The sequence below is a fragment of the Rhodanobacter sp. IGA1.0 genome, assembly GCF_040208325.1.
In the GTDB taxonomy this organism is placed as follows: Bacteria; Pseudomonadota; Gammaproteobacteria; order Xanthomonadales; family Rhodanobacteraceae; genus Rhodanobacter; species Rhodanobacter spathiphylli.
This window is the reverse complement of sequence record NZ_CP157948.1, coordinates 1,861,191-1,875,318: the sequence shown is the minus strand read 5'-3', so window position 1 is coordinate 1,875,318 and position 14,128 is coordinate 1,861,191. Positions and strand designations below refer to the sequence as shown.

Below are 14,128 nucleotides of genomic sequence, written 5' to 3'. Positions count from 1 at the left end.
AAGCCGCCCCGGCGCGTGTGGTTGATAAGGCCGTGATACCTGTATGGGCATGACCGGCAGATGAAACAAGGTTCACTGTGATGACAGTGGCAGCAGAAATCAAGCCGCCGGGGCCGCTATGATGGCCGGCCATGCCTGTTCGAAGCCCCGTGGTTCCTGACGTCGCCCCGCTTTCCGCGCCCGACCCGCTGGCCGGCGCCGTCGAGGCCGACGGGCCGACCTCGCGTGAACGCTACCGCGGCCTGCTGTGGCTGGTTGCCGCAGCCTTCTTCATGCAGGCGCTCGATTCCACCGTGGTCAACACCGCGGTGCCGGCGATGGCCGAGGCACTGAAGGTCACGCCGCTGGGCATGCGTACGGCGCTGACCAGCTACGTGCTGACCCTGGCCATCCTGATTCCCGCCAGCCCGTGGCTGTGCGACCGCTTCGGCACCCGCCGCGTGTTTGGTGCGGCGATCATCGTGTTCGGCCTGGGCTCGTTGCTGTGCGGTATCGCGCAGACACTGCCGCAACTGGTGGCGGCCCGCGTGCTGCAGGGCGTGGGTGGCGCCTCGCTGATGCCGGTGGGGCGTTATGTACTGGTGCGCAGCATCGACCGGGGCGAGTTCGTGCGGGCGATGAGCACGGTGGCGACCTTCGGCCTGCTCGGCTCGGTGCTCGGTCCGCTGCTGGGCGGCGCGCTGGTGGAGTTCACCTCGTGGCGGCTGATCTTCCTGATCAACGTGCCGGTGGCGATCGCCGGCGTGTGGATGAACCGGCGCGACATGCCGGAGTACCGGCTCGATCACGCCAACCGCTTCGACCTGCTCGGCTTCCTGCTGTTCGGCGCGGCCTCGGCATTGCTGCTGACCGCCTCCGAGCTGGCCGGCGCAACCCCGGTGCCGTGGTCGCGCATGGGCCTGTGCGCGCTCGCCGCCCTGCTGCTGGGCGCGATCTATCTGTGGCACAGCCGGCGCACCGAGCATCCGGTGGCCGACCTGGCCCTGCTGCGCGTGCGCAGCGTGTCGGTGGCGCTCGCCGGCGGGCTGTTCACCCGGCTGGGCATTTCGGGCATGTTCCTGTTGCTGGTGTTGTTCCTGCAGGTCGGCTGCGGCTGGTCGCCGCTGGCGGCCGGCCTGATGATGGTGCCGCAGGCACTGGGTTCGATCATGGCGAAGTGGGCGGTCAACCGGGCGCTGGTGCACTACGGCTATCGCCGCCTGCTGCTCGGCAACACGCTGATCGTGGCGGCCCTGCTGGCGACGTTCGCGCTGCTCGGCCCCGCCACGCCGGTGTGGCTGATCGCCGTGCTGACCTTCGCCTACGGCGCATTCGCCGGCCTGCAGTACACCACGATGAACACGCTGATCTATGTCGACCTGGACATCCGGCACGCCTCGATGGCCTCCTCGATGGCTTCCACCGTGCAGTACCTGGCGATGAGTTTCGGCATTGCGCTGGCCACGCTGCTGATGGAGTTCATGCTCACCGGGCACGCGCACGAAAACTACGTGATGGCGTTCCGCTGGACGGTGCTGCTGCTGGCGCTGGTCACCGCGGGGGCGAGCCGGGTGTTCAGCCGGCTGCGCCCGGAGCGCCGGCCCGACCTCGCCGCGCCGTCGGACTGACCGCGACACTTGGTGCCGGCCTCGACCAGCGGCTGCTACCCTTCCTGCCAACCGACGTCACGCTCTTGCCCCAAGGATCTTCCATGCGATGGTTTGCCGCCCTGGCGCTCCTCTCCGCCAGCACGCCGCTGATGGCGACCGAAACCGGTGCCGGAGTGAACTTCCAGCTGGTGGCGCACCCGATCGGCTGGGTGGCGCTGGCGCTGTTCGTGCTGGCCTACATGGCGGTGATCCTCGAAGAGCGCATCCACATCGCCAAGTCCAAGCCGGTGATGCTGGCCGCTGCGCTGATCTGGGGCATGATCTCCTGGCACAACGGCGGCACCGGCACCGATGCCAACCTCACTCGCGAAGCGTTCGAGGCGATGTTCCTCGAGTACGCGGAGATCTTCTTCTTCCTGGTCGTGGCGATGACCTACGTGACGGCGATGGGCGAGCGCGGCGTGTTCGAGGCCTTGCGCTCGCAACTGATCCGCTACGGCTTCAGCTATCGCAGCCTGTTCTGGATCACCGGCCTGCTGGCCTTCCTGATTTCGCCGGTGCTGGACAACCTGACCACCGCGCTGGTGATGTCGGCGGTGATCCTGGCGGTGGGCGCCGGCAATGCGCGTTTCATCACGCTGGCGATGATCAACCTGGTGGTGGCGGCGAACGCCGGCGGCGCCTGGAGCGCGTTCGGCGACATCACCACGCTGATGGTGTGGCAGGCGAACAAGGCGCAGTTCTTCGACTTCTTCCGGCTGTTCTTCCCGGCCGTCGTGAACTGGCTGGTGCCGGCACTGATCATGTTTGTCGCGCTGCCGAAGGGCCGGCCGGCGAGCACCGAAAGTCACGGCCGGATCAAGCATGGCGGCATCAGCATCTGCCTCACCTTCGCCTTGACCATCGCGATCACCGTGATCGGCCGCCAGTGGCTGGGCATGCCCGCCGCCTACGGCATGCTGACCGGCCTGGCCCTGCTGAACCTGCTGGCCAGCCGCATCGACTATCGCCAGCGCCACTACGCGCTGGCGCATGGCGCCGAGGAACAGGGCTATTCGATCTTCCGCATCATCGCCAATGCCGAGTGGGACACGCTGCTGTTCTTCTATGGCGTGTTCGCCTGCGTCGGGGGGCTGGCTGCGCTGGGCTACCTGGAGCTGGCCTCGACCAAGCTCTATGGCAACCTCGGCCCGACCACGGCGAACGCCGCGATGGGCGTGCTCTCCTCGGTGGTCGACAACATCCCGATCATGTTCGCGGTGATCAAGATGAACCCGCCGATGGACGCCTCGCAATGGCTGCTGATCACGCTGACTGCCGGCGTGGGCGGCAGCCTGCTGTCGGTCGGCTCGGCGGCGGGCGTGGCGCTGATGGGCGCCGCGCGGGGCCAGTACACCTTCATGAGCCACCTGCGCTGGAGCTGGGCGATCGCGCTGGGCTACGCCGCCAGCATCGCCCTGCACCTGTGGCTGGCCCGGTTCGTGTTCGGCTGATCGCGGGGCGCGTCGCGCAGAACATCATCGACGGCGGCCTTGTACCATTGAGTGCTTGCCCGACGGAACGATGATCCATGCACCACGCCGCCGACATCCTGCTCACCCTGTTCGTCATCTTCGTCGCGGCCCAGATCGGCGCGGAAATCGCCCAGCGGATAAAGCTGCCCGGGGTGGTCGGCGAGATCGCCGCCGGCTGCGTGATCGGACCCTCGCTGCTGGGCTGGCTGAGCCCGGAGCAGATCCTGCCCGGCACGCCGCTGGACGTGCTGGCCGAGATCGGCGTGGTGCTGCTGCTGTTTTCGGTGGGCCTGGAAACGCGGCTGGACGATCTGAAAAAGGTCGGCAAGAGCGCCCTGCTGGTCGGCGTGCTCGGCGTGATCATTCCCTTCGTCGCCGGCGCGCTGTGGGCGCACGGCGAAGGTTTCGAATGGATCAAGTCGATGTTCGTGGCGGCCGCCTTCGTCGCCACCTCGGCCGGCATCACGGCGCGGGTGCTGCAGCAACTGGGCGTGCTCCAGCGCATCGAGAGCCGGGTGATCCTGGGCGCCGCCGTGATCGACGACATCCTGGCGATGCTGCTGCTCGGCGTGGTGTCCTCGCTGCAGGGCGGCGGCTCGCTGGACCTGCAATCGCTGCTGCTGACCCTGGCCGGCGCGATCGGGTTCGTGGCGATCATCGGCTGGGGTGGCTCGCAGGTGATGCGCCGTCGCTCGGGCTGGCTGGAGGCGCCGATCAGTCCGCACTCGGCATTGAGCGTGGTGCTGGCGATCTGCCTGGGCCTGGCGTGGCTGTCCACGCGCTTCGGCCTGGCCGCGATCATCGGCGCGTTCCTGGCCGGCATGATCGCCTCGGAAACCCGCCAGCGAAAGGAGCTGGAACACCAGACCCTGCCGCTGCTGTCCTTCCTCACGCCGTTCTTTTTCGTGGTCACCGGCGCCAAGGTCAACCTGGCCGAACTGGCCAGCGTGGATGCGCTGCTGATGCTGCTGGTCGCCACCGCGATCGCGATCGTGTCGAAGTTGCTGGGCGGTTTCCTGGGCTCGCTGTCGCTGGGCCGGCGCAGCGCCACCATCATCGGCTTCGGCATGGTGCCGCGCGGCGAGGTGGGTGTGGTGATCGCCAGCCTGGGCCTGGCCGCGGGCGTGTTCAGCGATCGCATCTACGCCGTCGTCGTGGCCATGTCCCTGCTCACCGCGATGGTCACGCCGCCGGTGCTGGCCTGGCTGCTCCGCCGCGGCAACCCCGGCGAGGCAACCGGGTGACCCTCGGCCCGCCAGGACAATCCACCCGCGGCAGGCGGAGTCGTCCTATGCTGGGCGCTGCCGGCAGCGAACAGGGGTAGCACCGCGTGGATACGAACAAGACCGTCCTCATCGTCGACGACGACAACATGGTGCTGGAATCCATCGACTTGCTGCTTTCGGCCGCCGATGGCCTGCAGAGCATCCGCGCGCTGGGCTCTGCCGGTGCGATGAGCCACCTGCGCCAGGCGCATGTCGACGTGGTCGTCGCGGACGTGATCCTGGCCGGCAACGTCTCCGGCATCGACATCTGCCATGAGGCGATCAGGCACAACGACGAGGTGGCCATCGTGGTGATCACGGCCGACACCGAAGTCCACGTGCACGACATTCCCGATCGCGGCGTGTTCCTGCGCAAGCCGTTCGGCGCGGCCGAGCTGCTGGCGGCGATCGGGCTGGCGCTGGGCAAGGTCGGGCGGCGCTGAAGCAGGTCGAGCCCGTCGGCGGGCAGCGGACGGCTCAGAACAACTGCAGGCGTTCGCGCACCTCACTCGCCGTGCGGCCGTAGCGTGCACGAAAGGCGCGCTGGAACTGCCGCTCGCTGGAGAAGCCGTGGCTGAAGGCGAGATCGGAGATGTTCCGTTCCGGCTGCTCGCGAAGATCCCGGTGCACCGCCTCCACCCGCCGGTCGCGGATGTAATGCTGCACGCCGCCGCTGTCGGCGAACATCCGGTACAGCTGCGCCCGTGACACGTGGAACCGGCGCTGCAGCACGGCCGCGCTCAGTTCGTGGTCGCCCAGCTGGGCCTCGATGTGTTCGCGGATGCGCACGTGCAGCGTCTCCGCCCATTGCGGGCGGTCGCGCTGGCGCGATTCGGCACGCAGGCAGCCGCGCACCACCGCCAGCGTGGCGCTGGCGGCCTTGCCGGCGTGGCTGGCCTCGATCCCGGGCAGCGTCCCCAGCAGATGCAGCAGGTGCTGGGTCAGCATCCGGCACGGCAGGTGATCCTTGCGCAGCACCCGACCATGCAGCGGCGAGTGTGCCTGGTCGATCGCCTTGTGCCTGAGCAGCAGGTTGAGGTGCGCGCAACCGGCTTCCCACAGTTCGGCCGGCTGCGCCAGGTCGTTCAGGTAGATGTCGCCCATGCGCAACTCGACCGTGCCGCGCTTGCCGAAGCTGCCCCGGGCCGACCCGCTCAGCAGCAGGCGCAGCAGCACGCACTGGCTCAGCGGACTGCGGGCGATCAGCGCGGCGTCGCGCCGGTACCGGGCCGGGCTCGCGCTCGACTGCGCCACCCGCAGCGAGCCCAGCTCGAACACGACGATCGAGGCATCCATCGGCTCGTCGTCATCGGGCTGCACCTCGGCCAGCGGCGCGATCCAGCGCGCGTAGGCCCGCGAGCGCAGGCGCGGCTCGATCAGTGCAGTGCTGAAGGTTCTGCACGGCAACGCGGTTTGCCGGCCCTTCGCTGGAACGGGCGTATCCATCGAACTCCTCCTGAGGTCGAGTCCTCCCCTGCGGGAAGTCTTGAGGCCACGCACAGACCATGCCAGCGCACTTCGCCAGGACGCCCCGCCATGCGGCGATGCAGGTCGGAGCGACGGCTTCCATCACGCAAGACGGTCTTCCCGCGAAGTCCTCCTCACCGTCGTCATGGATGCCATCGGCACCGGAACGTGTCCAGTAGGGCGACGGGTAAAGCCGCCAGCTGGAGACGAAACGTCGCGAGTGCGCGAATGAAACGTCGCGTGCCTCGACATCGCCCTGCCTAGAATGCAGATGTGGGAATCCGCTGTGGCGACGCGCCTGCGCTGCGCACTGGGGGAAGCCCGGTCATTCAAGTCTGCGTCCCCGGCCGGATGCGGTGCGCGGTGCACCGACTCTGTCCATCCGGCCGGCGGCGCATCCGTGACGACATGTCGTCGCGAACCCGATGGCGAGGCGGGTGTTCGCCCTCCTCTGCGACACCTCACGCGTGGCGTCTTCGTGTGGACGTCCAGACGACATCGGCAAACATCCGAAGGAGCGGATCGCCACCCGAACACCGTGTCACCTCCACGCGCAGGGCGAATGAACGCTTCCGCGCGAGGCCGGCCCGATGACCTGACCGGTGACGCGACAACTGTCGCAACTGAGCAGTTTCTGACCTTGCCGGCGACATGAAATGACAGTGCGAGATGAAATGACGCGTGCCCGTGGCACGCGGGCCAGACCGGCCGGAAGCGGCAGGCGGCCTCATGGCGCGCCGGGACGCGGCACTTCTTCACGCCGCGACGACATTCCCGCCGCCGCGACCGCCATCGAGTTCAAGCGTGTTTCTCAGACCATGGAAAGTCCGATGAACTGCACCCTGGCAAACGAATCGCCGCAGGCACGCTGGCTGGACCAGCTGGACACCGCCACGCGACCGGTGGACATCGCGGCCATGATTGTCGAGCTGGCCGAAGCCTATGCCGAATGCGCCAGCGCCCGCGTGCTGTGGGAACTCGGCAACGGCTTCGATCAGGCCCGTGGCCGTGCCGCGGGCTGGCTGCGCGGCGTGGCGGCGTCGGGCATTCCGCAACGCGTGCCGGCCATTGGCGCGCTGGCCTTCCGGCTGTGCGAGCGACCACGACCGATCCTGCTCCTGCTCGACCTGCACGGCGGCGTCGACGCCACCGCCCTGATCACCGAACTGGAGCCACTGCTGCAACTGGCGGGGCGTCGACTGGGCATCCTGCTGGGCTGGATCGAGCAGCACAGTGCGCCGCCTCCGCTGGAGTATTCCGAGCGGCTGCACCGCGCCCTGTTCACCATCGCCGACCTGGCCGGTTGCGGCCGCGACATCCGCGCCATCCTGCGCGAGATCCACACGGTGCTGGGCTCCCTGCTCCGCACCGAGCATTTCTGCGTGGTGGACTACCGGCCCCGTCGCGAACTGCTCCGCTTCGTCTACACCTCCGACCCGCGCAGCCTGCCGCCGCTGGCGGCCTCCGGCCACGAAGTGTCGCTGGCATCGATCGGCGGCTCGCCGCTGTGGCATCTGCTCCACGATGGCAAGGCGCTGCTGGGAACGCCGGCGCAACTGGGCAAGCAGGTCTCCGGGCCGCTGGTGATGGAGCTCGACGACACCCAGTGGATGGGCGTGCCGATGCTGCACCAGGGCGAGATCCACGGCGCCGTCGTGGTGCGCAGCCGGCAGCCGGACAGCAGCTACTCCAACGAGGACCTGGTGCTGCTGGAGTTCGTGGCCACCCATATCCGCTGCGTGATCGAGCGGCACCGCGAGGCCGGGCAGAACCGCGAGGAACAACGGCAGACGCTGGCGCTGGCGGAGGCCAACCGGACGCTGCAGGATCGCGTGGCGCAGCGCAGCCGTGCCCTGCACAAGGAAGTCGGCGAGCGCACCCGGGTGCAGCAGCAGCTTGCCCACGAACAGAGCCACGACGCCCTCACCGGCCTGGCCAATCCGCGCTGCCTGCATGAGCACATCGAACGCCTGCTCGACGCGCTGCGCCGCGATCCCGCCAGCCCCGCCGTGCTGCTGCAGCTGAACCTGGATCGCTTTGCCGGCATCAACGAGGGTCTTGGCCATTTCACCGGCGATGAGGTCCTGCAACAGGTCGCCACGCGCCTCACCGAATGCCTGGGCAACCGGCCCGGCCTGGTCGCCCGCCTGGCCGCTGACGAATTCGCCGTGCTGATCCCGCAGATCGCCGGCACACGGGAGGCCATGCGCATCGCCCGGCGGATGAGCGATTGCATCGGACAGCCAATCACCGTGGCCGGCCGCGAGCTGCACCTGTCCGCCCGCATTGGCGTGCTGCTGTGCGACGCCGGTTACGGCACGCTGGAGCAGGTATTGCGCGATGCCGACATCGCCCTGCATCGCGCGGCATCCGCCGACGTTCCGCGCATCGCGGTGTTCGAGCCGGTGATGGCCAGCGAGGTCGTCGAGCAGCTGACGCTGGAGACCGACCTGCGCGAGGCACTGCGCGAGCGGCGCTTCGAACCCTGGTTCCAGCCGATCCGCCGCCTGCACGACAACGGCATCGCCGGCTACGAGGCACTGATCCGCTGGCGCCGGCCCGGCCATGGCGTGATCGAGCCGGTCGATTTCCTCAAGGCCGCGCGGCACTGCCGGCTGCTGGAGGCGATCGACTGGCAGATGTTCGAGCGCAGCTTCCGCACGTTCGCCCAGCACGGGCCCGCCGACGGCTTCCTCACCTTCAACGTGTCGGCGGCGCATCTGGGCTCGGACGATTTCGACCGGCGCCTGCTCGACCTGCTGGCCAGCGTGAAGCTGCCTGCCTCGCGGGTGGTTGCCGAACTCACCGAGGAAGCCCTGCTGGAAAACCCCGACCACGTGCAGGCAATGCTGCTGCGGCTGCACGCCGCGGGCGTGGGTGCGGCGCTGGATGATTTCGGCACCGGCTATTCGTCGCTGCAATACCTGCAGCGTCTGCCGTTGCGCATGCTGAAGGTCGACCGCGTCTTCGTGGACGGCCTGGGCAGGCCGGCCGCCCGTGGCAGCGCCTGCATCATCGCCGCCGTCATCGCGCTGGCCCGTTCGATGGACATCCAGGTCATCGCCGAGGGCATCGAGACCATCGGGCAGTGCAACGCCCTGGCCGACATGGGATGCCCGCTGGGCCAGGGCTATCTGCTGGGCAGGCCGGCAGCCATGATGGACGAGGTGACACCAGTGGCGCAGACGGCCATCGCCGGCTGATCGTCTGGCGCGTGACGGCGGACGATTGCACCCGGACAACGGAGCGCCTAGGCTCGGCGCTTGCGATCACACCGGGGAAGTCGATCATGCGTCCATTGCGCGTACTCACGCTGTCTGCCGTCGTTGCCGCCACCCTGCTCGCCGGCTGCTCGTCCGGCACGTCGCCGTCGACGGACCAGGCCGCATCACCGGCCGCCGCTTCCAGCGTGCACGCTGCCCGTCCCGACGGAAAGACTGCGCTGGCCTCGGCCGTCGACACTTTCCTCAACGGCTATTTCGAGCACTACCCGGTGTTTGCCGCCGGCGCGGGCAAGCACGAGTTCGACGGCAAGCTGCCCGACTACAGCGCGGAAGGACTGCAGGCCGACGCCACCTGGCTGCACGCGCAACGCGACAAGTTCGCCGCGTTCCCCGACGACCAGCTCGACGCCCAGGGCCGCTTCCAGCGCGACTACGTGCTGGCGGTGATCGACGGTCAGCTGTTCTGGCTCGAGGATTCCGGCGCGCCTTACAGGAACCCGACCTTCTACACCGGCGACCTGTCGCCCAGCATGTACCTGACCCGGCCGTATGCGCCGCTGGCCCAGCGCATGGCCGCCTTCGTCACCTACCAGGAGGCGCTGCCCAGGGCGCTGGCCCAGGTCAAGGCCAACCTCAAGCTGCCGCTGCCGGCGTCGTACATCGACGTGGGCGTCAATTCCTTCGCCGGCTTCGCCAGCTTCTTCAAGACCGACGTGCCCGGCATCTTCGCCGAGGTGAAGGACGACGCGCTGCAGGCGCGCTTCAAGGCCAGCAACGCCGCCGCGATCAAGGCCTCGCAGGACCTGGCCGACTGGCTGAAGGCGCAGAAGCCGCACGCCACCCAGGACTTCGCCCTGGGCGCGGAAAAATTCTCCAAGATGCTCCACGCCACTGAGCGGGTCGACCTGCCGCTGGAACAGCTCAAGGCGATCGGTGAGTCCGACCTCGCGCGCAACCTCGCCGCGCTGAAGAGCGCCTGCGCGCAGTTCGCACCGGGCAAGTCGCTCACCGATTGCGTGGCGAAGGAAAGCGCCGACAAACCCACTGGCGGCGCGGTCGAAGGCGCCCGCGCCCAGCTTGCCAGCCTGCGCCAGTTCATCGTCGACAAGGACCTGGCGACGATTCCCGGCACCGAGCAGGCCAGGGCCGAGGAGGCGCCGCCGTTCAACCGCTGGAACTTCGCCTATATCGAAATCCCCGGCCCGTACGAGAACAACCTGCCCTCGGTCTACTACATCGCCCCGCCGGACCCGAACTGGAGCAAGGCCGACCAGGCCGCCTATGTACCGGGCAAGGCCTCGCTGCTGTTCGTCTCCGCCCACGAAGTCTGGCCCGGCCACTTCCTGCAGTTCCTGCATGCCAACCGCGCGCACTGGAAGTTCGGCCAGCTGTTCGTGGGTTACGCCTTCGCCGAAGGCTGGGCGCATTACGCCGAGGAGATGATGTTCGATGCCGGCGTCGCCGGCGGCACGCCGGAAACCCACATCGGCCAGCTCACCAATGCCCTGCTCCGCGACGTGCGCTTCCTCTCCGCCATCGGCCTGCACACCGGCGGCATGAGCATCGCCCAGTCCGAGCAGATGTTCCGCGAGCAGGCCTTCCAGGACCCGGGCAACGCCCGCCAGCAGGCTGCCCGCGGCACCTACGACCCGGCCTACCTCAACTACACCCTGGGCAAGCTGATGATCATGCAGCTGCGCCAGGACTGGATCGCCGCCCATCCCGGCCCGAACGCGCTGAAGGCGTTCCATGACCAGTTCCTCAGCTACGGCGGCCCGCCGATCCCGCTGGTGCGGCAGCAGATGCTGGGTGGGCCGATGCAGGCAAAGCTGTGGACGACCGACCAGCCGGCGAGTGCACCGGCAACGGCGACATCCCGCTAACCCGAAGCGAGGTTGCCGGCGTGCCGATGGCGTGCCGGCGACCGCCGTCTCGCCGGTGTGCCGACGGCTTCAACGATTCGCGGATACCGCCAAAAGCCCGCCATCCCGCCGCGGCTGACCCCGAGCACGAAGATGTCGGGCGGGTCGGCACACGCAAGGCGTCTGGCCGAGGGTCCGGCGATGGCCGGTTGCGGATCGATCACGCCAATGGCTCATCGGTCAGCCCTGTCGGATGGCCCGGGCGAACCCGGCCCTGCGTGCGGCACTTGCGCGGCGCGCGTCCAGACGCCACCGCCTGTGCGAGGCAACGCTTTATGGCAGGCTTGGCAAGAGCGCCGGAACCGCCTGTCGGCGTCGACGTGCCGCTCCCTCAGCGCCGGGACATCGCGAGATGAAAATGTACGCCGGGATGTCCCGTGTCTATGTGCCGCTGCTGCTGGCCCAGCTGGGCGTGATCGCATGGGCGCCGGTGCACCTGCTCTCCTGGAGCTATGCCGCCGTGCTGGCGATGCTCATGCTGACGGTGGCGCAGTGCTGGCGGCGGCTTCGCTTCAGCGTCCCGCACAACCGTCCGCTGTGGAGCCTGCTGCTGTTGGCGCTGGTCGCGCAGTTCGGCGCGTTCGGCCTGCTGTTCACCGATTCGCTGTCCAATCCGCTGGGCACCCTGGTCGCCTTCGACCCGACCTTCTACTTCTGCCTGGGCAGCCTGCTGCTGACCATCGCCGCGGCCTACAACCCGGTCGCCACGCTGTATCGCTGGGCGGGCGTGGTCGATGCGGTGCTGGCGTGCGCCATCGCGGCACTGTTCTACTTCACCCTGCACCAGGTGCTGAACGCGCCCTCGCCGGCACCGCCGCCAGCGACGTTCGTGATGTGGATGTTCGATGCGATGGGCCTGTTCGTGGCGGTGTTCGCCACGCTGCGCCTGGTTTCCACCAAGCGCTCCGACGAGCGGCGCTTCTTCTTCGTGCTGAGCGTTTTCGCCTGGCTCGAACTGGTCGTCCCCGGCATCCACAACCGTTTCATCCTGCACAGCGAGTCCTACCTGCCCGAACTGCTGCTTGGCCTGCCCTTCGTGGTGCTGGGCTTTCTGCTCGGTCGGCGGCGGAAGGTCTGGTTGCGCAGCTACCGACCCAGCCGCCGGATTCGCCACCTTGCCGAAAGCGTCAGCCCGTTCGTGATGAGCCTGGCCTTGTGCTGCCTCGCGTTCGCCCAGCTGGGCAAGAACCCCGTGCTTGCCACGAGCACCCTGATCCTGGCCATCCTGTCCTACGCGGCACGTAACGCCATCGTGCTCGGGCAACACCTGGCCTTCGAGGACGACCTGCGCAAGCTCAAGCGCGGCCTGCAGCAGGCCGTGGTGCGCGACGACCTCACCGCCCTGCCCAACCGCCGCGGTTTCTACCGGCTGATGAGGCGCGAGTGGGACGGCGCCCTGAAAACAGGTCGCGCGCTCAGCGTGGCGATGATCGACATCGACAGCTTCAAGGCGTTCAACGACACCTACGGCCATCTCGCCGGCGACGACTGCCTGGTCGCCGTGGCGCACGCATTGCATCGCGAGGCGAGCCTGCAACCGGACGTGATGGTCGCCCGTTACGGCGGCGAGGAATTCGTCGCCCTGATGGTCGGCTACGCGCCCGCCGCGTCGGAGGACATCCTCGAACGGCTGCGCCAGCGGGTGGAAGCGATGCAGATCCGCCACGCGCGCAGCGCCCTGGACGTGGTGACCATCAGCGCCGGACTCGCCTCGACCGCGACCGCCCGCTACCCCGACAGCGACAAGTTGCTGAACGCGGCGGACGAAGCCCTCTACGTGGCCAAGCGCAGCGGGAAGAACAGGGTGCAGTGGGTGGAGTGAGCGGCGATCAGGCCTTGTCCATGGCCACCTCGGCGGCTCGGACAAAGCCCCGCCCCACACGCTCAGTAGTCGCGTCCCTTCTTCTCGCGCCGCAGTCGTTGCGCATGGCGGTTCAACACGCCGTAGTGGCGATCGTGCTCGCGACGTTCCTTCGTCGAACGCGCCACCTGGGCGGCCTCGCGCTGCAGCTTGCGGTAGTTCGCGAGCCGGCGGCCGTCCATCGCGCCGGCGGCGACGGCTTGCTCCACCGCGCATCCGCGGTCGCCCTGGTGGCGGCAGTCGTGAAAGCGGCACTGCACAGCGAGCCGTTCGATGTCATCGAACGCGGCATTCATGCCCGTTTCGACAGCGCCGACACGCAGCTCGCGCATGCCCGGCGTGTCGATGACCCACGCGCCCGACGGCAACGCAAACATCCCGCGCGCCGTGGTGGTGTGGCGGCCGCGGGCGTCACCCTCGCGAATCCCTCCGGTGACCCGGGCCGCGCTGCCCACGAGGGTATTGGCCAGCGTCGACTTGCCGACGCCGGACGAACCGACAAAGGCCACGGTCTGTCCGCCACCCAGCCACGCCGCCAGCGGTTCGGCGCAAGCCGTCGAGGTCGCGTCGATCGGCACGCAGGCGACCGCGGGCGCGATCGTGCGCACCGCGTCGAGGTAGCTTCCGACGTCGCCGCACAGGTCCGCCTTGGTCAACACGATGACCGGTTCGACACCCGCCTCGAAAGCGAGCGTCAGGTAGCGCTCCAGCCGCGACAGGTTGAAGTCGTCGTTGCACGAGGTGACGATGAAGAGCGTGTCGAGGTTGGCGGCGATCGGCTGCAACCGATGCTCCGAACCGGCGATGCGGGCGATCAGGGATTGCCGCGCGAGCAACCGCAACACTCGCGGCGCCTCCATTTCAAGCAGCAGCCAGTCGCCCACCGTGATCGCGGGTTCGACCGCCGCCGACAGGATGACGCTGGCCGCGCCACGTGCAGACAGCACCGACAACGCGTTGCGATGCACCCCCACGACCCGGGCCGGATAGCCGGCCTCGAAATCCTGCAGGGTCAGATCGTGCGAATAGCTCAACCGCCAGCCAAGCTGGAACAGCGTAAAAGTCTGGGAATGCATGCGTGGAACCCCGGATGAAGACGTGACGCAGCAACCACCCATGCAGGTGGTTGAACGGAACGCCGGGTTCGACGCGTATCAGGAAGAACGGTGGATCGGCCGACGAACGGCGATCCGGGGCGCGTGTATCAGCGCAGCGCCAACCCGGCGGAAATCGCGGAATGAACAATCATGGTCAGCGACCTCCAGGCTCGGTTGGTGGAAGGGGTT

General features: G+C 68.3%; 9 protein-coding genes. 7 read left to right on the top strand and 2 right to left on the bottom strand.

What is annotated here, in order from left to right; all coding sequences use genetic code 11:
• Positions 1-188: 188 nt before the first annotated feature.
• From ABNK63_RS08440 to ABNK63_RS08425, 4 genes are all read left to right on the top strand, one after another.
• Complete coding sequence (locus tag ABNK63_RS08440; RefSeq protein ID WP_238530945.1) at positions 189-1,607, top strand: MFS transporter; 1,419 nt, start codon at positions 189-191, stop codon at positions 1,605-1,607.
• 83 nt (positions 1,608-1,690) lie between these two features.
• Positions 1,691-3,082, top strand: coding sequence for a sodium:proton antiporter NhaD (gene nhaD, locus ABNK63_RS08435; protein ID WP_007808794.1), 1,392 nt, complete (start codon positions 1,691-1,693; stop codon positions 3,080-3,082).
• Positions 3,083-3,159: 77 nt separating this feature from the next.
• On the top strand, positions 3,160-4,347 hold the full coding sequence (locus tag ABNK63_RS08430; RefSeq protein WP_007808793.1) for a cation:proton antiporter: 1,188 nt from the start codon (positions 3,160-3,162) through the stop codon (positions 4,345-4,347).
• 86 nt (positions 4,348-4,433) lie between these two features.
• A complete protein-coding gene (locus ABNK63_RS08425; RefSeq protein WP_007808791.1) occupies positions 4,434-4,811 on the top strand; it encodes a response regulator in 378 nt (125 codons plus the stop codon).
• Positions 4,812-4,845: 34 nt separating this feature from the next.
• Here ABNK63_RS08425 and ABNK63_RS08420 read toward each other — a convergent pair whose 3' ends face one another.
• Positions 4,846-5,814, bottom strand: coding sequence for a helix-turn-helix domain-containing protein (locus ABNK63_RS08420; RefSeq protein ID WP_007808790.1), 969 nt, complete (start codon positions 5,812-5,814; stop codon positions 4,846-4,848).
• A gap of 851 nt (positions 5,815-6,665) precedes the next feature.
• Here ABNK63_RS08420 and ABNK63_RS08415 point away from each other — a divergent pair.
• From ABNK63_RS08415 to ABNK63_RS08405, 3 genes are all read left to right on the top strand, one after another.
• Complete coding sequence (locus tag ABNK63_RS08415; RefSeq protein ID WP_350017163.1) at positions 6,666-9,038, top strand: GGDEF domain-containing protein; 2,373 nt, start codon at positions 6,666-6,668, stop codon at positions 9,036-9,038.
• 86 nt (positions 9,039-9,124) lie between these two features.
• A complete protein-coding gene (locus ABNK63_RS08410; RefSeq protein ID WP_350017162.1) occupies positions 9,125-10,942 on the top strand; it encodes a DUF885 domain-containing protein in 1,818 nt (605 codons plus the stop codon).
• Positions 10,943-11,351: 409 nt separating this feature from the next.
• Complete coding sequence (locus tag ABNK63_RS08405; RefSeq protein WP_350017161.1) at positions 11,352-12,803, top strand: GGDEF domain-containing protein; 1,452 nt, start codon at positions 11,352-11,354, stop codon at positions 12,801-12,803.
• Between the two features lie 62 nt (positions 12,804-12,865).
• On the opposite strand, the gene rsgA is transcribed toward ABNK63_RS08405, so the two are convergent.
• Positions 12,866-13,918, bottom strand: coding sequence for a ribosome small subunit-dependent GTPase A (rsgA, locus tag ABNK63_RS08400; protein ID WP_350017160.1), 1,053 nt, complete (start codon positions 13,916-13,918; stop codon positions 12,866-12,868).
• Between the last annotated feature and the right edge of the window lie 210 nt (positions 13,919-14,128).

What these genes read in the sequence shown, in the direction of transcription:
- nhaD (WP_007808794.1), top strand. Translation starts at nt 1,691, where the DNA reads ATGCGATGGTTTGCCGCCCTGGCGCTCCTCTCCGCCAGCACGCCGCTG.
- ABNK63_RS08430 (WP_007808793.1), top strand. Translation starts at nt 3,160, where the DNA reads ATGCACCACGCCGCCGACATCCTGCTCACCCTGTTCGTCATCTTCGTC.
- ABNK63_RS08420 (WP_007808790.1), bottom strand. Translation starts at nt 5,814, where the DNA reads ATGGATACGCCCGTTCCAGCGAAGGGCCGGCAAACCGCGTTGCCGTGC.
- ABNK63_RS08415 (WP_350017163.1), top strand. Translation starts at nt 6,666, where the DNA reads ATGAACTGCACCCTGGCAAACGAATCGCCGCAGGCACGCTGGCTGGAC.
- ABNK63_RS08410 (WP_350017162.1), top strand. Translation starts at nt 9,125, where the DNA reads ATGCGTCCATTGCGCGTACTCACGCTGTCTGCCGTCGTTGCCGCCACC.
- ABNK63_RS08405 (WP_350017161.1), top strand. Translation starts at nt 11,352, where the DNA reads ATGTCCCGTGTCTATGTGCCGCTGCTGCTGGCCCAGCTGGGCGTGATC.
- rsgA (WP_350017160.1), bottom strand. Translation starts at nt 13,918, where the DNA reads ATGCATTCCCAGACTTTTACGCTGTTCCAGCTTGGCTGGCGGTTGAGC.